Annotated in this window: 20 protein-coding genes; 6 read left to right on the top strand and 14 right to left on the bottom strand. The window is 66.2% G+C overall.

Going from position 1 to position 26637, the window contains the following annotated elements; all coding sequences use genetic code 11:
* Window positions 1–95 precede the first annotated feature (95 nt).
* The 12 genes from glmS to ASE48_RS30405 all read right to left on the bottom strand — a co-directional run bounded on the left by glmS (window position 96) and on the right by ASE48_RS30405 (window position 14028).
* Entirely contained in the window at window positions 96–1883 is a 1788-nt protein-coding gene (gene glmS / locus ASE48_RS30460; protein ID WP_057170926.1) for a glutamine--fructose-6-phosphate transaminase (isomerizing), read from the bottom strand.
* Between the two features lie 204 nt (window positions 1884–2087).
* Complete coding sequence (locus ASE48_RS30455) at window positions 2088–2864, bottom strand: LuxR C-terminal-related transcriptional regulator (protein ID WP_082614536.1); 777 nt, start codon at window positions 2862–2864, stop codon at window positions 2088–2090.
* A 137-nt stretch (window positions 2865–3001) separates the two neighbouring features.
* Window positions 3002–3811 carry a LuxR C-terminal-related transcriptional regulator gene (locus tag ASE48_RS30450; RefSeq protein WP_156409442.1) on the bottom strand — a complete coding sequence of 270 codons (810 nt, stop codon included), beginning with the start codon at window positions 3809–3811 and terminating at the stop codon, window positions 3002–3004.
* Between the two features lie 460 nt (window positions 3812–4271).
* The gene (locus ASE48_RS30445) at window positions 4272–5432 is read right to left on the bottom strand and encodes a glycosyltransferase family 4 protein (RefSeq protein ID WP_057170924.1); all 1161 of its coding nucleotides are present in this window, start codon (window positions 5430–5432) and stop codon (window positions 4272–4274) included.
* A 668-nt stretch (window positions 5433–6100) separates the two neighbouring features.
* Entirely contained in the window at window positions 6101–6868 is a 768-nt protein-coding gene (locus ASE48_RS30440; protein ID WP_082614534.1) for a hypothetical protein, read from the bottom strand.
* A gap of 6 nt (window positions 6869–6874) precedes the next feature.
* Window positions 6875–7975, bottom strand: a complete 1101-nt coding sequence (locus ASE48_RS30435; protein WP_057170922.1) for a hypothetical protein — start codon at window positions 7973–7975, stop codon at window positions 6875–6877.
* A 43-nt stretch (window positions 7976–8018) separates the two neighbouring features.
* Window positions 8019–9179, bottom strand: coding sequence for a lipid-transfer protein (locus ASE48_RS30430; protein ID WP_082614533.1), 1161 nt, complete (start codon window positions 9177–9179; stop codon window positions 8019–8021).
* Complete coding sequence (locus ASE48_RS30425) at window positions 9176–9562, bottom strand: MaoC family dehydratase (RefSeq protein ID WP_235571758.1); 387 nt, start codon at window positions 9560–9562, stop codon at window positions 9176–9178. Before ASE48_RS30425 ends, ASE48_RS30430 begins: the two co-directional genes overlap by 4 nt.
* Window positions 9563–9564: 2 nt before the next feature.
* Entirely contained in the window at window positions 9565–10563 is a 999-nt protein-coding gene (locus ASE48_RS30420) for a bifunctional MaoC family dehydratase N-terminal/OB-fold nucleic acid binding domain-containing protein (protein ID WP_057170971.1), read from the bottom strand.
* Window positions 10564–10591: 28 nt separating this feature from the next.
* The gene (gene fadE29, locus ASE48_RS30415) at window positions 10592–11755 is read right to left on the bottom strand and encodes an acyl-CoA dehydrogenase FadE29 (protein ID WP_057170919.1); all 1164 of its coding nucleotides are present in this window, start codon (window positions 11753–11755) and stop codon (window positions 10592–10594) included.
* The gene (locus ASE48_RS30410) at window positions 11756–12754 is read right to left on the bottom strand and encodes an acyl-CoA dehydrogenase family protein (protein ID WP_057170918.1); all 999 of its coding nucleotides are present in this window, start codon (window positions 12752–12754) and stop codon (window positions 11756–11758) included.
* Window positions 12755–12774: 20 nt separating this feature from the next.
* A complete protein-coding gene (locus ASE48_RS30405; RefSeq protein WP_057170917.1) occupies window positions 12775–14028 on the bottom strand; it encodes a cytochrome P450 in 1254 nt (417 codons plus the stop codon).
* 158 nt (window positions 14029–14186) lie between these two features.
* Between ASE48_RS30405 and ASE48_RS30400 the strand changes: the two genes are divergently transcribed.
* The 5 genes from ASE48_RS30400 (at window position 14187) to ASE48_RS30380 (ending at window position 19888) form a co-directional block, all read left to right on the top strand.
* The gene (locus ASE48_RS30400; RefSeq protein ID WP_057170916.1) at window positions 14187–15350 is read left to right on the top strand and encodes a steroid 3-ketoacyl-CoA thiolase; all 1164 of its coding nucleotides are present in this window, start codon (window positions 14187–14189) and stop codon (window positions 15348–15350) included.
* A gap of 54 nt (window positions 15351–15404) precedes the next feature.
* Entirely contained in the window at window positions 15405–15776 is a 372-nt protein-coding gene (locus ASE48_RS30395) for a nuclear transport factor 2 family protein (RefSeq protein WP_057170915.1), read from the top strand.
* 9 nt (window positions 15777–15785) lie between these two features.
* Window positions 15786–16265 (top strand): nitroreductase family deazaflavin-dependent oxidoreductase, encoded by a 480-nt coding sequence (locus ASE48_RS30390; RefSeq protein WP_057170914.1) that lies wholly within the window; start codon window positions 15786–15788, stop codon window positions 16263–16265.
* Between the two features lie 66 nt (window positions 16266–16331).
* On the top strand, window positions 16332–17948 hold the full coding sequence (locus ASE48_RS30385) for a glutamate synthase-related protein (protein ID WP_156409440.1): 1617 nt from the start codon (window positions 16332–16334) through the stop codon (window positions 17946–17948).
* Window positions 17945–19888 (top strand): thiamine pyrophosphate-dependent enzyme, encoded by a 1944-nt coding sequence (locus tag ASE48_RS30380; protein ID WP_057170913.1) that lies wholly within the window; start codon window positions 17945–17947, stop codon window positions 19886–19888. The genes ASE48_RS30385 and ASE48_RS30380 overlap by 4 nt, the downstream gene beginning before the upstream one ends.
* Before the next feature lie 17 nt (window positions 19889–19905).
* Here the strand turns inward: ASE48_RS30380 and ASE48_RS30375 are convergent, their stop codons facing one another.
* Together ASE48_RS30375 and ASE48_RS30370 are read right to left on the bottom strand one after the other, a co-directional pair.
* Entirely contained in the window at window positions 19906–22686 is a 2781-nt protein-coding gene (locus ASE48_RS30375) for a helix-turn-helix transcriptional regulator (protein ID WP_057170912.1), read from the bottom strand.
* 265 nt (window positions 22687–22951) lie between these two features.
* Complete coding sequence (locus ASE48_RS30370; RefSeq protein ID WP_235571740.1) at window positions 22952–25873, bottom strand: ATP-binding protein; 2922 nt, start codon at window positions 25871–25873, stop codon at window positions 22952–22954.
* Between the two features lie 98 nt (window positions 25874–25971).
* On the opposite strand from ASE48_RS30370, the gene ASE48_RS30365 reads away from it, so the two are divergent.
* On the top strand, window positions 25972–26532 hold the full coding sequence (locus ASE48_RS30365; protein WP_268766341.1) for a TetR/AcrR family transcriptional regulator: 561 nt from the start codon (window positions 25972–25974) through the stop codon (window positions 26530–26532).
* Window positions 26533–26637 lie beyond the last annotated feature (105 nt).

Genomic DNA, 26637 nt, shown 5'->3' with positions numbered 1-26637 from the left:
CTCGAGAAGGACTCCCGGTTCATTCGCTTGCGCCGCAAGATCGCTCATCGCTCGTGCTCCCATCTGAATGCTCACCGTGTGCTGGCCGTTCTCGGTCACTCGACGGTGACCGATTTGGCAAGGTTTCTGGGCTTGTCGACGTCGCGACCGAGTGCGAGGGCCGTCATCCGGGCCAGCACCTGCAGCGGGATGGTCGCCGCGATGGGCCCCCAGGGAGCTACCGGTCCCATCACGACCGGCATCGTGCTCCCCGCGGAGCCGATGGTGATCACCCGGCCGCCGCGAACCTCGACCTCGGCGATGTTGGCGGCCAGCTTGGGATCGCCGTTGTCGACGACGACAACGGGCGTGCCCGGTTCGACCAGGGCCAGCGGTCCATGCTTGAGTTCGCCGGCCGGGTAGTGCTCGGCCCACCGATAGGTCAGCTCCTTGAGCTTCAACGCTCCTTCGGCCGCGTAGGGCAGGCCAGAACCGCGTGCGATGAAGATGAAACCCGAAGCGGCGATGACTTCTTCGGTGATCGCCGGTACAGCGCAATTGGCCACTGCACCGGCGACAGCGAGCTGATCCGGTAGCCGTTTCAGGTCGTCGGCCAGGCGTGCGGCCACCGCGGGTGACAACCGTTTCATCGCCACCAGCGCGGAGAGCATCACGGCTGAGCCGGCGATGATCTGGCAGATGAACGTCTTGGTGGCGGCCACCCCGATTTCTGGACCGGCCGGAAATCCCACCACGGCGTCGGCCTGCCGTGCGAGCGTGGAGTACGGATTGTTGGTGAGGGCAAGCAGTGTCGAACCGCCCAGGATCGATGAGTCCACCGCCCGCAGGACGTCGGCGGTTTCACCGGACTGGCTCAGCGCCAGGCACAACTGCGCAGGCTCCGGGACATCGGCGGTGGCCTCGCTCGCCACGGTGGCGGTCACCGGGATCCTGCCGAGCCCACGCGCCAGATTGGCGATCACGTTCCCGGCGTTCAGCGAGGTCCCGCAGCCGAGCACCCGCAGCCGCTCGAAAGGGGGCAGTCCCAGTCGGTTCCATACCTCGCCGGTCGCGATCCCATCAGCGAGTTGATCGATCACGCGGGCCGCAGCTTCCGGCTGCTCATCGATCTCTTTGGCCATGAAATCGGGGTAATTGCCCAGTTCGACATCACTGCTGCGGCATTGGTGTCGGGTCAGCGCAGGCGGCGCCACGCTGACGCCACCACGGTGCCACCTGTCGCGGCTGGTCAGTTCGACCACGTCGCCCGATCCCAGGACACGGAACTCATCCGCCCAATCGGCGATCGCCGTGATATCGCTGGCCGCGAAGTCGCCATGACTGGTGTGCGCCAACAACAACGGAGAGTCGCAGGAAGCGACCACGATCCGGCTTGACCGCTGCTCCAGCACCGCAAGTGCCCACGACCCGCGGGCCCTGGTCAACGCATTCTGTACTGCTTGCAGGATGTCGTCACAGCGTCGGCGCTCATCCTCGATCAGGTGGACGAGGACCTCACTGTCGACCCGGGTCGCAAACCGGTGACCGGCGGCAATGAGCTCGGTCCGCAGGTCGTCCGCGTTCACGATGATTCCGTTGTGCACCAGGTTGAGTTGACCGGTGCAATCGACGTGTGGGTGCGCGTTCTCCTCGGTCACCGCACCATGAGTCGCCCAGCGCGTGTGCCCGATTCCCATCCCGTCGAACTTTGCACCGGACCAGCCGTCGAGCAGATTCTCCAGCGTGCCGATTCGCCCTGTGGTCCGCAGCCGGGCGATGTCGCCGGAGGCCGTCCGCAGCGCCACCCCGACGGAGTCGTATCCGCGGTACTCGAGTCGCCGCAACCCCACCCGGAGGTAGTCGACCGCCGGCCGGTCTGTCCGGCACGCGATGATGCCGCACATCAACGTTGCCCGAAACGTGGCGCGATGAAAGCTATTGGCGCAAATCCGGATTCAGCCGGCTGCAATGTCACGTTGAACACCAGCGACCCTCCCGAATAGTCCTGAGTAAACTCCGAAGCACCACATCACTATCGGCGAACCAGTGCCATTGGTACATGGACCATCCGAGCGATTTTCGAACTGAACCTTCGCCCGGTTCCAGGACTAGTTCCCTGGGGGCCCCTCGGGTCGCAGGATGGCTCGGGCTCGTGCCGCGGCCTGCGCGCGCGTGCTCACGCCGAGCTTGGTCAGCAGGCTGTGGACGTGGTTCTTGACGGTATGAACGGCAATTCGGAGCTGCTCGGCGATATCACGATTGGTGAGGCCCATCTCGAGCATCCGTAGGATCTGAATCTCCCGCGAAGTGAGGACCAGTTCCTTGGCCGCCGGACGGCCCTGTGAGGCCAGTGCCGACAGTCTGCGGAGCAGAATTGCCGACACTCTCGGCGAACACAGGGAGCCGCCGGCAGCAACCTTGTGTATCAACACAAGCAGGTCCTCGAGCGACTCGCTGCGCAGGTGGTAGCCCGCCACGCCGGCCTCGGCATACGAAACTATCTCGGCCTCGTCCTCTTCAGATACGCCGAGGACCACCAGTCGGACGTGTGGACTCAGTTTCATCGCCTGCCGTAGCAGCATCGTGCTGTCACGTGTTCTACTGTCCAACAGGATGATTCGTGGTTGTGTCGTCTCGAAGGCGGCTATCAACGACACCAGATCCCAGGCGACCCCCGGTGACTCCGCGCCGTAAGATGCGAGTACGGCAACCAGGTAGTCACGGAACATGGCGCAGTCGTTGAGGATCAAGATCCGCAGGTCGCGCAGTAGACCGACATCATCGGCGGTGGCCCACTCGTCGCGCGGTGCCCCGACCGAATGCAGTTCGGGCGGTGGCCGCCCATTGCCGGCCGACCACCCGTCATCCATCACGCCGGGGTTCACGCGCTTACAGGCCCGGCTGGTCGATGGACGCGAGCTGCACCGAATGACATGCCTTCACTATCGGGGCATCACGGCGATTGGTACATGGACCGATGGAGCGAATTTCGGACTGGATCACTAGATCCCCGCAGTCCTGGTTACGTGGGGCTCTCGGCGGGAAGGATGGTGCGGGCCAGCGCGGCAGCCTGGGCACGCGAGGTGACACCGAGCTTGGTCAGGAGGCTGTGCACATGGTTCTTCACGGTGTGCACGGCGATACATAGCTGGTCGGCGATCTCCCGATTCGCAAGACCCGCCTCGAGCATCCGCAGGATCTGAACCTCACGGGTCGTGAGGACCAGACCTTTGGCGGCCGGCTGGCGTTGCGCGGCCAGCGATGAGATCCGGTGCAGCAGGATCGCGGAAACAGCCGGCGAACAGAGAAATTCGCCCGCGGCAACCTTGTGTATGGCGGTGATCAGATCGTCCAGGGTCTCGGAGCGCAGGTGATAGCCCGCCACACCGGCCTCTGCGCACCCGACGATCTCCGATTCGTCGTCCCCGGACACGCCCAGCACGACGACGCGGGAACTCGGGCTCAACTGCATGGCCTGTCGTAGCAGCATCGCACTGTCACGAGTTCTCATGTTGACCAGAATGACGGCCGGCGTGATCGCTTCGACCGCCGCAACCAATGAGGGCCAGTCCCATGCGACCCCGGGCGTCACCGCTCCCTGTGAGGTGACGACGGCGACGAGGTAGTCGCGGTACAGCTTGCAGTCATCGATGATCAGAACCCTTGCGCCATAAAGCTGGCCGACACCGTCGACACCTTCCCAGTGTCGTTCGACGCGGGTGAGGGGACTCTGCCGTCGGTACACCTCACCCACACCCGGGGACCAGAACTGATCGGGCTGAACCGCGGAAGCAACAGCGAAGGCTTCACCGCCGTCCTCGGCCACGGTCACAGCACCCACCCCGATGCACGAACCAACACTCCAAATGCCTTCATCTTCGCCCCCCTGCGTAATGAATGTGGCAACTGCACGCCCCCCGCCGAGGCGCTCATGGCCGGCGGGTGATCGAGCGCGGCGTCCCCGTGGACGTCAAAGTACGTAGCGAAGAGTATTGCTAGACAACTTGTGGCGCTGTCTGCAAAATGCCGCTTCGCCTCGACCATAGACCGCCCGAAGGACTGAGCGCTATAGAACACCTACTGCAACCAGGGTCTAGGGCTGCACGGCTGAAGCTGAGGCTAATTTACGACCGTGTCGAATGCAACCCGAGTTGCGATTTCAGCGAACTAATTAGTCTTCGCCAAAACTGCAGCACACGGCACAAAAGGACATGATTAATTGATCGGACAAACAATGGACGGCGGTCCGACTCCGCGGAAGTCTTGGCGACGTTCGGACACCGTGGCTATCGTCAGCAACGTGTCACGGGGCGCTGCGTTCTCTCCATCCAGTCGATGATCTTGCGGGCCGAGTCGATCCATGAATAGCGGCCCGCGTTCAGCAATCCACGGCACCGCATCTCTTCGGCGAGACCGATCTCCGAGTCCAGCCGGTCCAGTTGCGCCGTCAGCATGTCGGGATCATCGGGATCGAAATAGAGCGCGGTGTCCCGGCAAACCTCTGGCAGCGCAGCCGAATCCGCGCATACCACCGGGCAGCCCATGGCCTGCGCCTCGACAGCCGAGAGTCCGAAGCCGGCGTAGGTAGCGGGCAGGACGAACGCCGGACAGTGCCGGTACAGCCACACCAGCTCGGCATCCGTCACATGTTCGGCACAGACCACCGAGGAGTCCGCCGTCAAGTCTGAACTGCGTAGCCCGACGACCAACACCCTGCGCCCCGATCTCGCCATCGCTGTCGCGGCAGCAACGATGTTCTCGTGCGGCGCCGCGGTGCCGATCACCAGGTAATGGTCCCCCCACACCGGCAGTTCGGGTCGAATCGGATGCACACCGTCCAGTGAATCGGCGGCGCCCCCGGCCACGATGAAACGATCGACATCGATCTTCAGCACATCGGCCAGCTCATGCGCGCTGTACACGGACTCGGTGACCAGGCCGTCGGCCGTTCGGGCGAGCCACCGATAGGCCAGCGAGTGGAACAGCCGGTAGCTTCTGCTGAAGCCTGATGGCCGCCGAAACGGAGCGGCGTCGTGCATGGTCACCAACTGCCGGCGCTTGAAGATCGGCGCGGTCCCCTCGAAGTTCAGCAGTATCCGGCCCGCGGTGGCCGATGGGAGATGGATCTGCTCGAATGCGGTACCGGTGAACCTGGATCTCCGGATCTGGACATGGTTCTCCTCGGCCCATGCAGTAACTGCTTCACCCGCATCGGCCGGAACGTGCAGAACCAACCGCAACCGACCTGTCGACGCGAGCGCCCGGACCATCTCCGCGGCGTACCGACTGGTCGATGATCTGTTGTGCGCCAGCCAGTTTCCGTTCACATGGACTTCACGCCCGGGGCGCCGGTGGAGGTCGAACGCCGAGGACCATCCGGCGACGTGCTGCTCGGTCCGGTCCGGGTGCCACAACGCCATCCGCAGAACCGTGGTCGCCAGTGCTGAATTCATCGAGCCCCCTCTCACTGCACACGATTCGGATACAGACTCACTATCGGACGGCGGAGGGGTCCGGTACATAGGTCTGGGGATCCAATTCTCGCCACCGGAGGAACTAGTTCCCGGCGTGGGGGGCAGGCCAGCGTGGCCTCGAATGGCTTTGTGCGAGTGCGATTTTCGCCGTCGGGCGAGAGTGATCGACCGCTGCGCCGACGATTCAGAACCTCTCACGTGCGCGTGCCCCGTTCACGCCCGTCGACCGCAACCCGCTCAATAGCTCACCAGAATGTGAGCGAATTCTGCGGTGCACGTCGAACCAGGAGTCTCAGCAGTCCGCCCGGACCGTTCAGATCCCCGAATACCTGTGTTCAGACCTGCGCTACCAGGGACTGGGGTAGCAAGACAGCTAAGAGGTTAATTTACTCGACGGCAACTTCGCAAGGTTTTCACCAACCCTCCGCACGCATCCATGGCGAATGCACATGAGTTCGCTAGAACTGCGTCGCGAGGTCCAGAGACCGCCAAGCGCGCTGGACAGCGCTCACCAGCGTCGAACCGGCACCAGCGCACACCTACCGACGGATCGGCAGTCATGTTTGCGCAGAGGCGTATTGGATTTCCAGGCGGAGACGCCGAGCACTGGCCCGGGCCTCGACAGCAAAGGAATTCGGTGACGCCGACTACACCTGCCGAGACAGGTCCTCGCCGCCGGTCGGTCGCGAAGGTCCGTGCGGCGCGATGGGTGCCGGGCCCCCGGTGGAACCGCCGGCCGATGGGCCGGCCGCCGCGTGCTCGCGCGAATCCAGCTGCGACTGCCGCTGGTCCTGCTGCTGATCGCGGGTGTCCTGGGCGGCCTGGCGCTCGTCCTGCTGATCTTCGCGCTGGTTCTGCTGGTCCTCGCGTGCGTTCTGCTCGTTCTCGCGCTGCTCGCTTGTCGGCGCGCCGGGCACGCCCGGGGGCGGACCGCCTGCCGACCCGCCTGGTTCCTGCTGCTGCCCCTGCTGCGCGGCCTGGGTGCCCTGTTGGACCGCGCCCTGCGCCGCCTGCATCGCCTGCTGCATCAGCTGGCCGAAGCCGCCGCCCTGACCGCCACCCCCCTGGCCGCCACCGCCGAGGCTGCTGGCCGCCTGCTGCGGCATCTGCGCCAGCTGACCCAGCTGACCGGTGAGTTGTCCCAGCATGTCGCCGGTCTGACCCACCGACTGACCGGCAGATTCGTCGCCCACGTTGTAGGCGGCCTGCGCCGCTCCGACCTTGCCGGAGAACGTATTCTCCTTGGCCGCAAGCGAAGTCACGTTGGCTGTCATCGATGCTTCGAGCGTCGGCAGCACCGCCGAGATTGTCATGCTCATCGCGTCGGCACCCGGCGGGATGACCGGCATCGGCGGCAGCTCCACCGAGGCCGCACTCCAGCTGATGCCCTCGGGTTTACGAAGTGGACTCGACACAGTTGCTCACCAATCCTCGTCGACATCGTCTTCGGCCAGGTCGTATTCCAGGGCCTCGGGCAGCGCCAGACCGGTTGTCGTGCCCCCGCTGCTCCCGCGCTGCCCCATCATCGGCCCACCCATGCCGCCGCCCATGCCACCGCCGGCGGCCACCGGTGCCATACCGCCGATCGCGCCACTTCCCGCACCGGCTCCGGGCGCGGGGGCCACCGACACCGGCAGGGTGTTACCGACCAGACTCGCCATCAGCGGGGACTGCGCGGACCCACCGCCGCCACCGGGCAGGCCGGCCGCGCGCACCATGCCCGCCCCGGCACCTGCCCCACCGCCACCGGCCAGCGGGTGGTTCGAGAACGCGGAGAAGGGCGACACCCCGCCCAGACCCCCTCCGCCGCCGCCCTGACCGAACATCGACGTGAGCTGTTGCAACGGTTGGCCGAGGGTCTGCGCGAGTTGCTGCGGGGCCTGGGTCACCTGGCCCATCGCCTGGCCGAGCATCTGCGGGATCTGTCCGACCAGCCCGGCCAGCTGACCCATCATCTGCATCGCCTGTGACGGGTCCTGGCCGGCGACCTGCTGCGGCCCCACCGGGGGCGTTCCCGTGGAGGGGGTGCTCGCCGGGGCGCCGATGCTGTTGGCCATCGTGCCGGCATTGGCCGTCACGGTGGCGGAGTTCTGCGAGAGCCCCAGCATGATCCGGCTCTGCACCAGCGCCTGGGTGTTGCTGACCGGCATCGACTGGATCGCCATGCACTCTGCCTGGGTTTCCTGCGCGACGATGTTCGCCATCGTCTTGGTCTGGATGACGGCGGCCTCCATGGTGCGCAGCTTGGCCGCGATCGCGGCGGCCTGAGCGGCGTTGGCCTCGTGCCCGCCGATGATGGTGGTGGCCTCACCGGCGGCGGCCATCGAACCGCCACCCTCCCAGGTGTCGGTGAGTTTCATCAGCTGGCCCTGTTGCTGCGGCACCACCGTGCCGCTGATCTTGGCCGCAAGCGCCTCGTACTGCGCCGCCGCGGCGGCCAGCGCGTTCTCATCGACGTTCGGCCACCCCGGGCCGGTCACCGTCTGCCCCCCGTATGGGCTCACATCGGGCTGGATCCCCATGGGCTCGAGATTACCGTGCCCCCGACCGGGGTCGGCACACTATTTAGCCGAGGATCAGACCCGAGGTCGGCACGCCCGTACCCGCGGTGACCAGCACATGCTCGACATTGTCGACCTGATTGACCGATGTCCCGCGCAACTGGCGCACACCCTCGGCGATGCCGTTCATCCCGTGGATATAGGCCTCACCGAGCTGACCGCCGTGGGTGTTGATCGGCAGCCGCCCACCGAGTTCGATGGCGCCCCCGGCGATGAAGTCCTTGGCCTCGCCCTTCCCGCAGAAGCCGAGCTCCTCGAGCTGGATGAGCGTGTAGGGGGTGAAGTGGTCGTACAGGATCGCGGTCTGGATATCGGCCGGCGACAGGCCGCTCTGCTCCCACAGCTGGCGGCCGACCAGACCCATCTCGGGCAGCCCGAGCTCATCGCGGTAGTACGAGTACATGGTGAATTGATCGGCGCCCGCGCCCTGTGCGGCCGCCTCGATGATCGCCGGTCGGTGCTTGAGATCCTTGGCCCGCTCCGGAGTGGTGACCACGATGGCCACCCCGCCGTCGGTCTCCTGGCAGCAGTCCAGCAGCCGCAGTGGCTCGGCGATCCACCGCGAGTTCTGGTGATCCTCGATGGTGATCGGTTTGCCGTAGAAATGCGCCTTCGGGTTGTTGGCGGCGTGCTTGCGGTCGGCGACCGACACGGCGCCGAAATCGGCACTGGTGGCGCCGTATTCATGCATGTAGCGCTGCGCGATCATCGCGACCGAGGCGGCCGGGGTGCTCAGGCCGTGCGGGTAGGACCAGCTGTACTCCACGCCGCGGGAGTCGGCGTTGACGGTCAGGCCGCTCATCACCTGACCGAACCGGAACTCCGAGCGCTCATTGAACGCCCGGTAGGCCACCACGACCTCGGCGACTCCGGACGCCACCGCAAGGGCGGCCTGCTGCACCGTCGCGGCCGCCGCGCCACCGCCATAGCCGATCTGGCTGAAGAACTTCAGGTCCCCGATCCCGGTCGACCGCGCGACGGCGGTCTCCAGGTTGGAGTCCATGGTGAAGGTCACCAGGCCGTCGACGTCGGCCGGCGACAGGCCCGCGTCGTCGAGTGCGTCCAGCACCGCCTCGGCGGCCAGGCGCAGTTCACTGCGTCCGGAGTTCTTGGAGAAGTCGGTGGCGCCGATACCGGCGATGGCGGCTTTGCCGGAGAGCGTCACTTGTCCCCCAATGTCAGAGTGGACGTGGCGATGACGTGATTGCCGAGACTGTTGGCGCCCACCACTTTCAGCGTCACGTGGTCGCCGTCGACCGCGGTGACCTCACCGGTGAAGGTGATGGTGTCGTAGGCGTACCACGGCACACCGAGGCGGAGTTTGATCGAGGTGACGACGGCGGCCGGGCCGGCCCAGTCGGTGACATAGCGCCCCACCAGACCGGTGTCGGTCAGGATGTTGACGAAGATGTCCTTGGAACCCTTGGCCTGCGCCTTGTCCCGGTCATGGTGCACGTCCTGGTAATCGCGGGTCGCGATGGCGGTCGAGACGATGAAGGTCGGGTCACCGTAGATCTGGAGTTCGGGCAGCTTGGTGCCCACGGTCACGCTCACGCGGTGACCTCCCATGCGTACAGGCTCCAGGCCGGGCTGACATCACTATCCGGGAAATCGAGATACGTTGCGTGCACCGGCAATCCGATCTTCACGTCTGCAGGATCGATACCGCGCAGCTCACCGAGCATGCGGACGCCCTCTTCGAGTTCGACGAGCGCGATCACGAACGGCAGCGTGCGTCCGGGCACCTTCGGTGCATGATGCACGACATAGCTGAACACCGTGCCCTTGCCGGAGGCGACGAGATAGTCGACCGGGGCATCCTTGTCGGCCCAGACCGCGGGCACCGGCGGATGCTGCAGCGTGCCGTCCGGTCGGCGCTGGAGCCGCAACTCGTGGGCGTTGATGCCGTCCCAGAAGAACTTGGTGTCGCGTGAGGACGACGGCCGCATCAGCTTGTCGGGGTCCAGATCCTCTGGCAAAGCACCCGTTTCGGCGGCAGGGACATTACCCGTCGCTTCGCTCGCCCCAGCCTGTGCGGCTTGGTTGGCGGCGGGCAGGAACTTCATGATCCGCCAGTCCATCTCGGCGACCTCTTCATCACCGACGTGCCAGCGGATCTTCTGGTTGATGAAGTAGCCCTCGCCCAGCGCGGTCTGCTTGGGACCCACCACATCGGTGATCTCGGCGCTCATCGCGACGAGCTCACCCGGCTTCAGGTAGCGGTGGTAGGTCTGATCGCAGTTGGTGGCGACCACGCCGACGTAGCCGGCGTCGTCGAACAGCTTCATGGCCCGGGCCAGTGGATCATCATCGGAGCGGGTGCGCCCCAGGCCCATCATCGTCCAGACCTGGATCATGGCCGGTGGCGCGACGATGCCGTCGTGCCCGGCCGCCTTGGCGGCGTCCTCGTCGACGTAGATCGGGTTGGTGTCACCGATCGCATCGGTCCAGTGGTGGATCATCGGGCGATTCACCGGATCCCGGGCGATGGTGGGCTCACCGCCTCCCGCCGCGACGATGGCGTCGATGCCCGCCTGCAGATCACTCATGATCGTCTGCTCTTCGCGCAAGCGCTCATCACCGAGGGACCCTCGGCACCTTGAGACCCGATGCCGCGATCATCTCGCGCATCACCTCGTTGACACCACCGCCGAAGGTGATGACCAGATTGCGCTTGGTCATCTTGTCCAGCCAGTCCAGCAGCCGGGCCGTCTCCGGATCGGCGGGGTTGCCGTATCGGCCGACGACCTCTTCGGCGAGCCTGCCGACTTCCTGAATCCGTTCGGTGGAAAAGACTTTCGTCGCCGCGGCGTCGGCCACGGCGATGGTCTCACCGGAGGCCGCGACCTGCCAGTTCAGCAGTTCGTTGACCCGCCAGATCGATTTGATCTGGCCGAGCAGCCGGCGAGCGCCCTCCTGCTCGAGCGGCGTGACGCCGTCCGGGCCGGGCTTGGCCGCCCACTCGTAGACCTCGTCGTAGATGCCGGCGATGCGGCCGGCCGGTCCCAGTCCGACCCGCTCGTGGTTGAGCTGGGTGGTGATCAGCTTCCAGCCGCCGTGCTCCTCACCGACCAGCATGTCGGCGGGCACCCGCACCTCGTTGTAGTAGGAGGCGTTGGTGTGGTGGGCGCCGTCCGACAGGATGATCGGCGTCCAGGAATAGCCGGGATCCTTGGTGTCGACGATCAGGATCGAGATGCCCTTGTGCTTGGCGGCTTCCGGATCCGTGCGGCAGGCCAGCCAGATGTAATCGGCGTCATGGGCGCCGGTCGTCCACATCTTCTGCCCGTTGACGATGTACTCGTCACCGTGGCGGATTGCGCTGGTACGCAACGAAGCCAGGTCGGTGCCTGCCTCCGGTTCGGAGTAGCCGATCGCGAAATGCACTTCGCCGGCCAGAATTCCGGGCAGGAACTTCTTCTTCTGCGCCTCCGTGCCGTGCACCTGCAGGGTGGGCCCGACGGTCTGCAGCGTCACCATCGGCAGTGGTACATCGGCCCGGTTGGCCTCGTTGACGAAGATCTGCTGCTCGATCGGACCGAAGCCGAGGCCGCCGTACTCCTTGGGCCAGCCGACACCGAGTTTTCCGTCCGAGCCCATCCGCTTGATCACCGTGCGGTAGGCCTCGTTGTGCCGGTCGGACTCCATCGCGGCCGCCTCTTCGGGCGTGATCAGAGTCGTGAAGTACTCGCGCAGTTCAGCTTGCAGTGACCGCTGCTCCGAGGTCAGTTCGATGAACATTTACGCTCCCACCAGATCGAGTCGGTACGCTTGCCCGCCCAGCAACCGGGTCAGATCCTTTATCGAAGAGAAGTAACGGTCCATGGGGTAGGTGATGTCCATGCCCATACCGCCGTGCAGGTGGTGGCACAGCCGCATCGCCGGCGGCGCCTGCGATGTCAGCCAGTAGCCGAGCAGCGCCAGATCATCATCGGTATCCAGGCCCTCGGTCAGCCGCCACACCACCGACGTGGACACCAAAGAGATGGTGCGCGAAGCGATGTAGATCTCGGACAGCTGGGCGGCGACCGTCTGGAAGGTCGACAGCGGCCTTCCGAACTGTTCGCGGGTGGCCACGTAGTCCGCGGTGAGCCGCAACGCACCGGCGACCAGCCCGGCGGCGAAGGCGCCGATGGCCGCCAGCGCCAGCTGGTTCACCCGGGTGACGCTCGCGCCCTCCAGCACGCCATCGACCTCGGCGTCGTCGAATACCACCACGTATTCGTCGGACCCGTTGGAGCTCGGGGTCTTGGTCAGCGTGACACCCGGTGCCTGTGGCGAGATCACCACCACCGCGCCGACCACAGTGACCACCAGCCACTGTGCCGTCTCGGCATAGGGCACACCGATTTTGGTGCCGTTGAGTTTGCCCTCGGCCAGCGTGACCGACGGGCTCTCCGGCAGGGATGTCCCCGGCTCGTTGAGCGCCGCCGACAGCACCGCGCCCTCGGCCACGCCGGCCAGGTAGCGGTCCTGCTGCGCCTCGGAAGCCAGATCCAGCAGCGGCACCAGGCCGAGACCGAGAGTGGCCAGTGCCTGACCGACCGTGCCGTGGCGGCCGATCTCGGTCAGCGCTGTCGCCACCTCGGCCAGCCCCAAACCGTCACCACCGAGCCTCTCGGGCACGGCGAGCGCGGCGACTCCACCGGAAACCAGTGCGTCCCAACTATTTTCCCGGTCCAGCACCGATGTCACCACATCGGCGACAGCCTGCTGCTCCGGGTTCGGCGAGAAGTCCACCCGATCTGCTCCTTGGTGTTCTAGTTGGAGACGGCTGTTCCGGCGCCGGTGTAGTCGACCTGCCAGTGCTTGATGCCGTTGAGCCAGCCGGACTTCAGCCGCTCCGGATCGCCGACGGGCTTGAGATCGGGCATCGCATCGGCGATCGCGTTGAAGATCAGGTTGATGGTCATCCGGGCCAGGTTGGCGCCGATGCAGAAGTGCGCACCGGTGCCGCCGAAGCCGACGTGCGGGTTCGGGTCCCGAAGGATGTTGAACTCGTGCGGGTTCTCGAACACCTCGTCGTCGAAGTTGGCCGAGCGGTACGACAGCACTACGCGCTCACCCTTCTTGATCTTCACCCCATTCAGTTCGGTGTCCTCCAGCGCGGTGCGCTGGAACGCCGAAACCGGGGTGGCCCAACGGACGATCTCGTCGGCGGTGGTGCCCGGTCGCTCCTTCTTGTACAGCTCCCACTGCTCGGGGTGCTGCGCGAAGGCGATCATGCCGTGCGTCGTCGAGTTACGGGTGGTCTCGTTGCCGGCCACCGCCAGCATGATCACGAAGAACCCGAACTCGTCATCGGAGAGCTTCTCGCCGTCGATATCGGCCTCGATCAGCTTCGTGACGATGTCCTCGGTCGGGTTCTTGGAGCGCTCCTCGGCCATCTTCATCGCGTAGGTGATCAGCTCGAAGGAGGACATCGCCGGATCCACGTCGGCGTACTCGGGATCTTCACCGGCGGTCATCTCGTTGGACCAGCGGAACAGCTTGTCCCGATCCTCCTGCGGCACACCGAGTAGTCCGGCGATGGCCTGCAGCGGCAGCTCGCTGGCGACCTGCTCGACGAAGTCGCCGACACCCTCGGCCGCAGCAGACTCGGCGATGTTGCGGGCGCGGGTGCGCAGCTCTTCCTCGATGCGGCCGACGGCGCGCGGGGTGAAGCCGCGGGAGATGATCTTGCGCAGCCGGGTGTGCTGTGGGGCGTCCATGTTGAGCAGCACGGCCTTCTGCAGGTCGATCGCGTCGCGGGTCATGCCCTCCGGCCAGACCGGGATGGCGCCGTCCGGCGAGCTGCCGAAGACCTCGCTGTTCTTGGACACCTCCTTGACGTCGGCGTGCTTGGTGACGATCCAGTAGCCCTTGTCACCGAAGCCGCCGGTTCCGCCCGGCACGTCCACCCAGTGGATGGGTTCGGTCTTGCGGAGCTCGGCCAGCTCCTCGACCGGCAGCCGTTCGAGGTTCAGGCTCGCGTCGAGCGGATCGAAGCCGTCGGGCAGGTTCGGGCTGGCCATGCAGATCTCCTTTGCGCAAAGTCCGGGCACATGTCGGGGTCGGGAACAATTCCTTCTAGTGCCACTTAGGAACCATTGAAACATGCCTTCACCGCAGATAAAAGGCACGGGGGCATCGTCGCTTGTCAGACTAATGAAACGTGTTCTAGCCTGACATCATGGGTAATCCTGTCATCGTCGAAGCCACCCGCAGCCCGATCGGCAAGCGCAATGGATGGCTGTCCGGACTACACGCCACCGAACTTCTGGGCGCGGTCCAGAAGGCCGTCGTCGAGAAGGCCGGTATTGATGCCGGTGACGTCGAGCAGCTCATCGGCGGCTGCGTCACCCAGTACGGCGAGCAGTCCAACAACATCACCCGGGTCGGCTGGCTGACCGCGGGCCTGCCCGAGCATGTCGGCGCCACCACCATCGACTGCCAGTGCGGCAGCGCCCAACAGGCCAACCATCTGATCGCCGGCCTGATCGCCACCGGTGCCATCGACATCGGTATCGCCTGCGGTATCGAGGCGATGAGCCGGGTGGGCCTGGGCGCGAACGCCGGCCCCGATCGCAGCATCATCCGGGCCTCGTCGTGGGATATCGACATGCCGAACCAGTTCGAGGCCGCCGAACGCATCGCCAAGCGCCGCGGTATCACCCGCGCCGACCTCGACGCGTTCGGTCTGGCTTCGCAGGCCAAGGCCAAGCGGGCCTGGGAGGAGGGGCGCTTCGACCGCGAGATCTCCCCGATCTCGGCACCGGTCCTCGACGAGAACAAGCGACCCACCGACGAATGGGCGCTGGTCACCCGGGACCAGGGCCTGCGCGACACCACCGCCGAGGGTCTGGCGGCGCTGAAGCCGGTCATGGAGGGCGCCATCCATACCGCCGGCACCTCATCGCAGATCTCCGATGGCGCGGCCGCGGTGCTCTGGATGGACGAAGACAAGGCCAAGGCGCTGGGCCTGACCCCGCGAGCGCGGATCGTCGCGCAGGCCAATGTCGGGTCCGAGACCTACTACCACCTCGACGGACCGGTGCAGTCGACGGCCAAGGTGCTGGAGAAGGCCGGTATGAAGATCGGCGACATCGACCTGGTCGAGATCAACGAGGCGTTCGCATCGGTGGTGCTGTCCTGGGCGCAGGTGCACGGCGCCGACATGGACAAGGTGAACGTCAACGGCGGCGCCATCGCGCTCGGACATCCCGTCGGCTCCACCGGCGCCCGGCTGATCACCACCGCTCTGCACGAACTGGAGCGCACCGGTAAGAGCACCGCGCTGATCACCATGTGCGCCGGCGGCGCTCTGTCCACGGGCACCATCATCGAGCGGATCTGAGATGCCCGTCTCCCGTCCCAGCGAGCCTACGGGCACCATCATCGAGCGGATCTGATGGCGACCGAGGCCGAACGCATCGCTGCCGCACAGGCCTATATCGACGCCCTGTCCACCCATCGGGCCGATGCGGTCCCGTTCGCGCCGGACTGCATCCGCATCGAGATGGGCCTCAAGACCGGACGCTCGGGAGATCATCTGCGGCGCAGCCTGAACAACGGCCCGCAGTTCAAGGTGATCGAGCAGACCACGCCGCCGAAGTTCACCGTCGACGGTGACCACATCCGGGCCGAGTTCGATGTACTGACCACACCGCGACTGTTCGGCCGACGGGTGTGCTCGCACGTCGACGAGACCTTCCTGATCCCGGTCGACGATCCCCGGATCCACCACATCCGTGCGTCGCTGAAGCCGTTCATCGGCCGATAGGTTCTGCTCATGACCGATACACCCAAGCCGCTGAACCCCAAACAGGTCGAACGGCTCAATGCGCCGTCCACCGGCACCGCCATCAAGTGGATGTCGCGGGCGCAGACCTGGATCTTCAAGAAGACCAACGGCAAGTTCGGCAACAAATTCCTGCGCGGCGCGGAGGTCGGCATCCTGACCACCATCGGGCGCAAGTCCGGGGAGCCGCGCGACAGTCCGCTGCTGTTCCTGCAGGAGGGCAAGCGCATCGTCCTGGTCGCCTCGCAGGGCGGCCGGGCCACCAACCCCATGTGGTACCTCAATCTGAAGGCCAACCCCGCCATCACGTTCCAGACCAAGAAGGAACGACTGGAGCTGGTGGCGCGCGAGGCCACCGACGCCGAGCGCGACCAGTACTGGCCCAAGCTCGACGCGATGTACGCCGACTTCGCGAACTACCGGTCCTACACCGATCGTAAGATCCCGATCCTCATCTGCGACCCCGCTTAGCTCGGTATCGATGCCACCAGTCATCTGACTGATGTGCATGCGCGGTTGGTGCGCGATAGTCGGCGCGTGCAGACGGCGCTGAGACTGACATCGTTCGCGGAGCTACCCGAGGGTTCGCCATACCCGGTGGTGGCCGCGGGGGTGGACCTGATCCTGATTCGGCGCGGCGACGCAGTGTCAGCGTTGTACGGCAGGTGCAGCCACCGCGGTGCCCTGATGTCGGACGGGCAGCTGCAGGACGGCCTCGTGGTCTGCGGCGTGCACGGCTGGCGCTACGACGCCGACACCGGCGTCTCCCCGGTGAATCCAGCCGTCGCGCTGACGAAGTTCCCCGTGTGGGTTTCCGATGACGACGTCTTTGTCGACCGCGACGCAGTGTCCGAGTTCGCGCGGGCCAACCCGCAGACCCACGGCGACGACGGCTATCAGGGCAAGTGGATCAAGCCCACCGATACCGCCGAGGAACCGTTCGTCACGGCGATCCACGACCTCGCGGAGCACGGACTGAGCAAGGTCGGCCACCACGGCGCGGCGGCCGCGATGGGCGTTCCCCGCGATCAACTGCCGTCTTGGGACTCGATACAGATCGTCACCGCTCAACTCGCCCGGCTGCCGCTGCTCGACGACGAAACCGTGGACACCACGACGGTGATCGGTCCGGCGGCCAAACGGCCACTGGTGCTCGACATTCCACTGTTCGTCAGCGATATGAGTTTCGGCGCGCTCTCGCAGGAGGCCAAGACCGCACTCGCCATGGGCGCCGAGCGGGCCGGTACCGGGATCTGTTCCGGTGAGGGCGGCATGCTGCCCGAGGAGCAGCAGGAGAACTCGAAGTATTTCTACGAACTGGCCTCCGGCCGGTTCGGGTGGAGCCTCGACCGGATACGCGATGTCCAGGCCTTCCATTTCAAGGGCGGACAGGGCGCCAAGACGGGAACCGGCGGACACCTTCCCGGGAACAAGGTGGTCGGCAAGATCGCCGAGGTCCGCGGTTTAGAACCGGGTACCGCCGCCATCTCACCCGCCCGTTTCCCGGACTGGACGTCGATCGGTCAGTTCACCGAGTTCGCAGCCCAGGTGCGGGAGATCTCCGGCGGAATCCCGATCGGCTACAAAATGAGCGCGCAGCGCATTGAGCAGGATATCGACGCAGCGCTGGAGATCGGGGTCGACTACCTCATCCTCGATGGTCGCGGCGGCGGAACAGGTGCCGCACCAACAATTTTCCGCGACAACATCTCCGTGCCGACCATCCCGGCGCTGGCCCGGGCGCGGCGCCATCTCGACCGCAGCGAAGCGCACGGGGTCACCCTCGCCGTCACCGGGGGGATCCGCACGCCGGCGGACATGGTCAAGGCGCTGGCGCTGGGTGCCGACGCGATCGGCCTGTCCAACGTCGCACTGCAGGCCATCGGCTGTGTCGGGATGCGCGCCTGCAACACCAACACCTGCCCGGTCGGTATCGCCACCCAGGATCCACGCCTGCGCGCCCGCCTACCCGTGCAGCAGGCAGCCCAGCGCCTGGACCGGTTCTTGCGCGCCACCGCCGACCTGATGGTCGTGCTGGCCCGCGCCTGCGGGCACCGACGTCTCGCCGACTTCGAGCTCGACGACCTCGTCACCTTCGAACGCGACTTCGCCTACCTCACCGGAGTCCCCTACGCAGGAGCCATCGCACTGTGACCGATCCAGAATTCCACTGGCACAAAGCTGTCGACATCGACGACCTCGACGAGGGTGAGGTCTCGGTGTGCCCGGCCGGGATCAAGACGGTGGCACTGACCAAGCTCCACGGCCGCTACGGTGCCATCGACAACAGGTGCCCGCATCAGGGCGGCCCGCTGGGGCAGGGCACGCTGGAGAACGACAAGATCCGCTGCCCGTGGCACGGTTTCGACTTCGACCCGTTCACCGGCGAGGCCGCGGGTGGTCCCGATTTCGACGTCCCCACCTACCCGGTCGAGGTGCGCACCGACGGTGTGTACGTCAAGGTGCCGACGCCGGCCGAACACACCAGGACGGTCAGCGACGTGCTGGTCGAGACGATGTCCAACTGGGGTGTGGACACGGTCTTCGGCATGGTCGGCCACTCGAATCTCGGTATCGCGGACGCGATGCACCGCGCCGAATCTGCCGGGAAGCTGCGATTTTTCGGTATCCGGCACGAAGGTGCAGCGGCCTTCGCCGCCGCGGCGTACGGCAAACTCACCGGTCGTCCCGCCGCGTGTTTCGGTATCGCCGGGCCCGGCTCGACCAATCTGCTCACCGGTCTGTACGACGCCAGATCAGACCGCGCCCCAGTACTCGCGATCTCGGGGAATGTCGATTCCTCGGTGGCAGGAAAGGGCGCATTCCAGGATATCGATCTCCTCGCGGCGTTCGCCGATGTCACGGTCTACTCGGCCATGGTGCGCGCCGGTTCCGACCACGCCGAGCTGATGACCATGGCGCTCAAACACGCCATCCTGGAACGCGGAGTCGGCCATCTCGTACTCCCCGACGAGGTCCAGGTGCTCCCCAACGCAGACGGCGCACCGTCGGGTCCCGACGGCCGGATACCGGACCTGCGCGTGGCACCGCCGGCGGCCGCGCTGGCACAGTCCCTCGAACTGATCGCCTCCTCGACCCGACCGCTGGTCATCGTCGGTGCCGGCGCGAAATTCGATATGCCCGCGGTGATCTCGCTCGCCGAAAGCCTGCATGCACCGGTGTTGACCACATTCAAGGCGAAGGGCCAGATCTCGGACGCTCATCCGCTGGCCTGCGGAGTACTGGGCCGCTCCGGTACCCCGGTGGCATCGTGGATGATGAACAAGGCCGATCTGATCCTGGTATTCGGTGCGTCATTCTCCAACCACAGTGGGATCTCGCCGTACAAGCCGACCATTCAGGTCGACACCGACCCGATGATGCTCGGCCGGTTCCGTCCGGTGTCGGTTCCGGTGCTCGGCGACGTCGGCGTCACCGCCGCGGCCATCCTCGACGGCGTGCACGAACATCCAGACCTGGTCGATCAACGGCCCGAAGTGGCTGCCCGGTGGTCGATCTGGCGAGCCGAGAAGACCCGACGCACCACCAAACAGCCGGGCGGGCGAGTGGCCGCGGCGACCGTCTTCGAAGAACTTGCCCGCCAGGTTCCGGACAACGCCGTACTGGCGGTGGATGTCGGCAACCATGCGTACTCCTTCGGCCGCTACTTCGAGACGAAAGAACAGTCGGTGCTGATGTCGGGGTATCTCGGCTCCATCGGTTTCGGCTATCCCGCCGCCATGGGAGCCTGGGCCGCCGCACCCGACCGTACGATCGTGGCCATCACCGGCGACGGTGGGTTCGGTCAGTACCTCGCCGAGGTCACCACCGCGGTGAAGTACGGCATGAACATCACCCACATCCTGCTCAACAACGGCGAGCTGGCGAAGATCAGTGCAGAACAGCGCGGCGCCGAATACGCCGTGTGGCAGACGTCTTTGCACAATCCGGACTTCGCCGCCTACGCGCGCAACTGTGGTGCGTACGGCCGCCGGGTGACCGATGCAGCCGAACTGGGGCCTGCGATCGCCGAGGCGCTCCGTCACCCGGGGCCGGCGCTGGTCGAGATCGTCACCGATCCGACCAGTCACTAGGTGTGCCGACCTGAGAGTCAGCCGTCGATGATGTCGCGCAACTGATGGCGGCGGCTGATCCCCAGCTTCGGATACACCTTGTAGAGATGGTAGGCAACGGTCCGCGGCGAGAGGTTGAAGCGCTGCCCGATCTCACGGTTGGTGAGACCCGAGGCCGCCATGGTGACGATCTGACGTTCCTGCGCCGTCAGCGAATCCAGGCCCTCGACGGTCCGCGGTGCCGAGTCGGTGACCCCGGCGGCACGTAGTTCCGCGCGGGCGAGCCGTTCGAAGGGAACCGCCCCGAGTCGCTCGAACACCGCCAGTGCCGCCGCCAGGTGCGTCCTGGCCTCTGCCGGACGGCGGTCCCGGCGCAGCCATTCGCCGTAATGCAGATGTGCGCGAGCACGTTCCATCGGCCACCGCTCCCCCGCCGGGTCGGCGACCGCCAGCCGGTGGTGGCGTTCGGCGAGATGAGTCGAGGCCGTCAGCGCAAGCGCCTGATGACGCAACAGTCGCAGCCGCAGGGGCGGACGGGATCCGAGCTGCTTGCCGATGGACGCGACCAGGCGCCGCACCTCATCGGTCTGCCCGCTGCGCACCCCAGCCCACGCCAGATCGGCGATACCGCGGTGCGATACGACGAAATGGACGGGCTCACCGTCCGTGTCGAACATCTGCCGAAAAGACCGATACGCCGTATCGAAATCATCCTGGGCCAAGGCATTCCATCCGCTCGCCCGGGCCTTTGCCACAGCGGTCGCCGCGCCGCCCTTGTCCGCCATGATGCGAGTGGCGTCATCGAGCGCCGCGTCGGCGCCATCAGCGTCTCCGGTTGCGGCGAGCAGCTGGGCGCGCGCGAGATTGCTCTCGGTGTGCAGAAGTGCAAGATCATATACGGTGCATAGGGTTTCGATGTCACCGAGTAACTCCCGAAGCTCGGACCAGCGCCCGGTGTCAAGTAGCGACCATGCCAGGGCCGCCATGGCGTAGGTGAAACCACGCAGGCCGCCCGTCACCTTCAGTTGTTCGACCGCCTGCCGGAGTTCGACAACTGCCAGTGCGCTGTCCTCGGTCACATAGGCCATCTCACCGACGATCAGCCGGCGATACGGTTCGATCCCGGCCGACATCGGCTGCAACCAGCGCCGGTCCCACGACGCAGGCCGGCTGTGCTCACTCGCGGCACTGTCGGCGTACATCGCGATATATGCGCGCTGCAGCGGAGCCGACTCCAGCGGCAGCGCCATCTCGAAGACCGACGCGGACAGGGTGTCCTCGGCGGTCTCATCGAGCCAGCGGCGTAGGTGGGACCGCTCGATGCGGTCACCGGAGTAGTAGGCGGCAGAGGCCGCGACGTACATGAGGCTCAGCCGCAGCCGGGTGTCGGACGGTCCCGCCCCATCCAGAGTGCCACGGACCAGGCCGTACGCTTCCGCCGGGCGAGCAGCCTGGACGAGAATGGATGCCCGGGTCAGCGCCGCCTGCCCGATGATCTCCGGGTCGGCCGATTTCTGCACCGCGCCGGCGCTCAGTGCCTGCGCCCAGGCCGGGTCACCACCGAAGTTCGCTGCCGCCGCGGCCAACGTGTACCGGCGGGCCGCGTTCTCACCGTCTGCACTCAACTCCCCGGCCCGCTGCAGTGCCCGAGCCACCTCCAGATATCCGCCGCGCTGCCGAGACTCTTTCGCAGCTTGTTCCAGCATTGCGGCCACCGCCTCGTTCGCACCTGTCGCTGCGGCGGCCAGATGCCATGCTCGACAGAACAAATCCAGGGACCACGACTCCGCGAGCGCAATGTGCGCCGCACGGCGTTGTTCGTGACCGCCCTCGGAGTAGGCGACGCTGCGGATCAACGGGTGACTGAACCGCACCCGCCGGTCCTCACCTACCGTGACCAGTCCGGCCGCGATGGCCGGTTCCCACCGCGCGAAATCGTCAGCGAAGCCCGCAGCGGCGGTGAGGATGTCGACATCCTCGTAGCCGGCGCCCGTCGCCGCGAACAGCACCAGCCGACCGGCATCGGCCGGGAGTTCGGAGAGTTGAGTGGCGAACAGTGCGTGGGCGAAACCACCATCCACCATGCGGTTGTACCGGAAGACCTCCGATCCGGATCTGCCGTAGAAACGTGCGGACTCGATGATCGCCAGCGGGTTCCCGCCGGACCACCGGATGATCTCTCCGCACACGCTTGGGTGCGGCATCACCGACTGCGCCTCGATCAGTTGAGTCGCTGCCGCATCCGACAGCGGGGGCACATCGGCCACGGTGATCACGGAATCGAGTCCGCGCAACACGTCCAGTCGGCGTGCGCTCATCAAGATCCGCACCGGTAGGTGCGGAATCCGGCCGAGCACATAAGCGAGCACCTGCCGCGAGTCCGGCTCGAACCGATCGAAATCATCGAGTACGAGGATCAACGACTGATCGGCGGCTGCCACGAGCAGCGCGAGCACCGCCTGCTGGATCCCCGCCGGGGCGGGTGTCACGGAGTCCCCGCCCGTACCCATCACATCGTGAAGAGCGTCGCGCAGCGTGATCGGCAGATCCGCGATCCGATCCGCGATGGGCCGGATGAGATCGGCCAGCGCGGTGAACGGGGGTATGTGGTGCGGCTCGGTCCCGGATGCGAACAGCACCCGGGCCGGGTTCGGTACCTGCGCCATGGCGTGCCGCAGCAACATCGACTTGCCGATCCCAGGCTCACCGACGAGCAGGACCCCCTGCGGTGCGCCGGCGGCGCCGGTGGCCACCCGGACCGTGAGACCCACCAACTGAGCACGACCGAAGACGGGCACAGCGGGATCGGCCCGTGTCATGGACGCACCGCCTGCTCCGACTTCATTTCCCGTCATTTTACGCGGCGACAACAGACGATCCGGGCCGCGCCAAACGGCGCCTACAGCCCGGGGGCTCGGCGCTGGGCTGGATGGGGTTCACAGGACTCCTTCAACGTGAGTACTCATCCATCGCCCGTGCGAGGCGCGGTTACAGCGATGCCGTGTTTCTTTGGCCCTGATCGAGTGTCGGTGCACCGCCGTTCCCGGAAGGGCTCTGCGAGTGAGCTTTTCGGTCCGCCTCAGGTCACGGCGGGTGCAGCTCCTTGAGTTGTCGACGGGAGGTGATGCCGAGTTTCCGGAAAATGTTCCGCAGGTGGGCTTCGATCGTGCGCGGGCTCAGGAAGAGTTGCGCACCGACCTCACGGGAAGTAGCTCCGGTAGCGACGAGTCGCGCGATGGCCAGCTCTTGGGCGGTGAGCGCGTCGGTCGGTTGGGCGGTCCGTTTGCGTGGATGCTCGCCGGTGGCATGTAGCTCGCGGGCGGCGCGGGCGGCGAACGGCTCTGCGCCCATATCAGCCAGGAGCGCGTGCGCGGTGCGGAGTTGTTCGCGTGCGTCGTGGCGTCGCCCTTCACGGCGTAGCCACTCACCGTAGACGAGGTGGGTGCGGGCAAGAAAGGCACCCATTCGGCAATTTTGCAGTCGCGCGATCGCCTCGCGGTAGTGCTCTTCTGCTTCCAGTCCGGTGCTGGTCAGCGCTCGGGAGCGCGCAGCAACACCGAGTGCCCACTCGGTACCGCTGGCGCGGGCTCTTGCACTGAATTCTTCCATTGCGCGAGAGGCGGATTCCGGATCGCCGGCGCGGGAGGCCGCCTCGACGAGTTCATGGAGCGCCTGCCATCTGATCGACGGTTCGTACGTGTCACATGCTTGAGAAGCGGCTTTCTGAGCCGCCGGATAGTTACCCCGGCCGTTGTGGAGCACCGCCGCCGCACACATGGACACCGTGGCTTCGATACCCCGCGTGCGTTCCGTTGCCTTCCCGTCACGGGCGTCGCATCGATCGACGTCCTCCGAATCGACCCCACGCCACGCATCCAGGTAGGTTTGCGCGAAGCTCAGAGGCATCGCGCCAGTCGCTCGTGATATCGCAGCAGCCTCGTCCACCAACTCGGCGGCGAGATGAAGCTCACCGGTGTAGACCCGCGCGCACGCCGAAACTACCAGCGCAGCGGGCAGCGTGGCGAGGGCGCCGGCTTCGCGCGCGAGCCCCACGTAGCGGTCGGCCAACACGATGACCAGTTCGTCCTCGAACAGTGCTATTGCCGTTCGCGTGGCCAGCCACAGCCAGTTGCCTGCGTCGCCGACTCGGACGGTCTCGACCGGGAACACGTGCTCGCGGAACGCCTCCAGGGCCCGCCTGAGGATGGGCACACCGGATTCGAATCCATTCATGTGTACGGCCACCAACCCGTCGAGCAGTAAATCCGCCGGTCCTGGCTCCCCAGTGGGCACCGGTGCGGCACTGACCGCGGCGGCGATCTCGGGTAGGCCGGGTTCGAGACCCGAACTCCCGGTGATGGTCGCCGCGTCGAAAGCCTGCAGGTAGGTCTCACGCGCGAGCGAAGGATCCAGGGGAGCCAACATCCGAGCGGCGCCCAGCAGCATCCCCGGCACCTCGCTGCCTTGGGTGAGGTGGAATGTGATTTGGGCGCGGAGCAGTTCCAGACGGGCGCGTTGCAGCGCGTCCAGTCGCCCGGCGTCCACGCTCTCCAGCAGTTTCAGGGCGACTTCGGGCGCACCGGCACAGTGCTTGGCGTTGGCAGCATCCAGTGCGCGTCTCGCTCGATGCCCGGGCTCTGGCGTCAGATCGGTTGCGCGCCGAAGAAACGCTGCCGCAGCACCGAACCCACCGCGGGCCAACGCGCGATCGGCCGAGCGTTCCAGGTCCGCGGCGGCTTCTTCGTCGGTACCCAACACCGACTGCGCGCGGTGCCAAGCGCGGCGGTCCGGATCGGCCTGCGGGTCGGTGGCGGCAGCCAGGGCATAGTGGGCCCGACGGTGCTCCGGCGCCGTGGCCGCACGGTAGACCGCCGAGCGCACCAACGGATGGCGAAACCGCACCCGGGTGTCGATCTCGAGCAATCCTGCGCTTTCCGCGGGCGCGGCAGCTTCGCGGTCGATCCCTAGACAGTTGGCGGCGCGCCACAGCAGAGATGCATCGCCGGTCGGCTCGGAGGCAGCCACCAACATCAGCAGTTGTGTCTCAGCGGGGAGGCTGCGCGAGCGCCGCTGAAAGTTGTCCTCGATGCGGCGCGGCACGCTCATGACGTCGGGGAGCTCGAACCCACCCGCCAACTGCGCGCCGCCGGGCAGCTCCAGCAGCGCCAACGGGTTACCGCGCGCCTCGGCGATGATGCGGTCGCGGACCCGACGATCGAGCGGTGCGCGAACGGCCGTGGTCAGCAGCGCTCGGGCATCGGTGTCGACCACCCCGTCCAGGCGTACCTCGGGCAACCCGGCGAACCGGTCTCCGCCGCCTTCGCAGGGGTCGCGCACTGCGAATACCAGCACCAACCGTTCGGCCGCCACCCGCCGCGCCACGAACGCAAGAACCTGCGCGGACGCCTGGTCCAGCCATTGCGCATCGTCGACGAGGCACAGCATCGGCCCCTCATCTGCGAGGAGGTTGAGGACGGCCAGCCCGACCAGGAACCGGTCCGGCGCGGCACCGGTCCGGCGGCCCAACGCGACGTCGAGTGCGGTCTGCTGCGGGTCTGGCAGCGTCTCCGTGCGGCCGAGTAGCGGCGCGCACAGTTGGTGCAAACCGGCAAACGCAAACTGCGACTCTGACTCCACGCCGAGCGACGATTCCACCCGGATCCCCAGGGAGACCGCGGTTTCGCGGGCATGCTGCAGCAGTGCAGTCTTTCCGATGCCCGCTTCCCCGCGCACCACGAGTATCCCGCTGCGCCCCGCCTGCGCCTCGGCCAGAAGTTTGCTGATCGCTTCACGTTCCGCCCGTCGCCCCAGTAGACCCCCACCTTTTTGCTCAGCCTGGGCTCGGGTGAGTCCGTCCTCCCCCCGCAGTGGCGGCTGCTCCAACATCGTCACAGCAGGGTTTGTCCATATGAATCGACCCGTTCGACACACACCGGCTGGCTTCCTTCCTGAAGTGGCGCCGATCCGTGCCGACCAGAGTGATCTGAGCCTTGGCCGGAGCGCCACGCCGGCTACCGCGACGATATGAGACGGTCCGCCCTACGTCAATACGGACCGCACCGTATTGCATCCGAGTCGGCCTCCGCTCGTCTACGGTTTGCGATGTGCCTGCGAACCGGAATGAGCAATCGCGTCGCGCCATCCTCGATGCGTCCATGTCGATGATCGGCGAGATCGGGTACGACAAAATCTCGATCGAAGCGATCGCCAGGCAGGCCGGCGTGAGCAAGCAGACGATTTACCGCTGGTGGCCATCCAAAGGCGCGGTGATACTCGAAGCTGCGACCGAAAGCCTCAGCACTGTCGTCGTGCTCCCCGACACCGGCGACCTCGTCGCCGACATCCGGACCCAGCTGTCGGCGATCCTGGAGTTGATTACGACCACCGGCTTCGGACCGGCCTACCGGTGTCTGATCGCCGCCGGCCAGTCCGACCCCAGCCTCCTGCGCGCCCTCTTCGAACGAATCATCGAACCCAATATCGAAGATTTCCGCGCCCGCACCGCCTTGGCGCAGCAGCGCGGTGAGATGCGCGCCGACGCCGACTGGCAGACTCTGCGCGACCTGCTCTACGGAGTCGTCGAGTACCGGCTGGTTCATGCGATGCCACTTGAACCGGCATACATCGACGGTGTTCTGGAGATCGTGTTCCAAGGAGTGCGCTGATAGGTGGTCCCCCTCCGCGAGGGACAACGCGATCCGGTCAGTGGTAGAGGTTCGTTCCGCCGCTACCTGTTCGTAGGAAGACCGATGACGCCGCCGCGACGGTGG

Origin of the sequence: Mycobacterium sp. Root265 (genome assembly GCF_001428895.1) — a bacterium.
Lineage (GTDB): Bacteria > Actinomycetota > Actinomycetes > Mycobacteriales > Mycobacteriaceae > Mycobacterium.
Note: the sequence above shows the minus strand (reverse complement) of the source record. Positions and strands in the feature narration are given on the sequence as shown.

What these genes read in the sequence shown, in the direction of transcription:
- glmS (WP_057170926.1), bottom strand. Translation starts at nt 1,883, where the DNA reads ATGTGCGGCATCATCGCGTGCCGGACAGACCGGCCGGCGGTCGACTAC.
- ASE48_RS30445 (WP_057170924.1), bottom strand. Translation starts at nt 5,432, where the DNA reads ATGAATTCAGCACTGGCGACCACGGTTCTGCGGATGGCGTTGTGGCAC.
- ASE48_RS30435 (WP_057170922.1), bottom strand. Translation starts at nt 7,975, where the DNA reads ATGGGGATCCAGCCCGATGTGAGCCCATACGGGGGGCAGACGGTGACC.
- ASE48_RS30420 (WP_057170971.1), bottom strand. Translation starts at nt 10,563, where the DNA reads ATGAGTGATCTGCAGGCGGGCATCGACGCCATCGTCGCGGCGGGAGGC.
- fadE29 (WP_057170919.1), bottom strand. Translation starts at nt 11,755, where the DNA reads ATGTTCATCGAACTGACCTCGGAGCAGCGGTCACTGCAAGCTGAACTG.
- ASE48_RS30405 (WP_057170917.1), bottom strand. Translation starts at nt 14,028, where the DNA reads ATGGCCAGCCCGAACCTGCCCGACGGCTTCGATCCGCTCGACGCGAGC.
- ASE48_RS30400 (WP_057170916.1), top strand. Translation starts at nt 14,187, where the DNA reads ATGGGTAATCCTGTCATCGTCGAAGCCACCCGCAGCCCGATCGGCAAG.
- ASE48_RS30395 (WP_057170915.1), top strand. Translation starts at nt 15,405, where the DNA reads ATGGCGACCGAGGCCGAACGCATCGCTGCCGCACAGGCCTATATCGAC.
- ASE48_RS30390 (WP_057170914.1), top strand. Translation starts at nt 15,786, where the DNA reads ATGACCGATACACCCAAGCCGCTGAACCCCAAACAGGTCGAACGGCTC.
- ASE48_RS30375 (WP_057170912.1), bottom strand. Translation starts at nt 22,686, where the DNA reads ATGACACGGGCCGATCCCGCTGTGCCCGTCTTCGGTCGTGCTCAGTTG.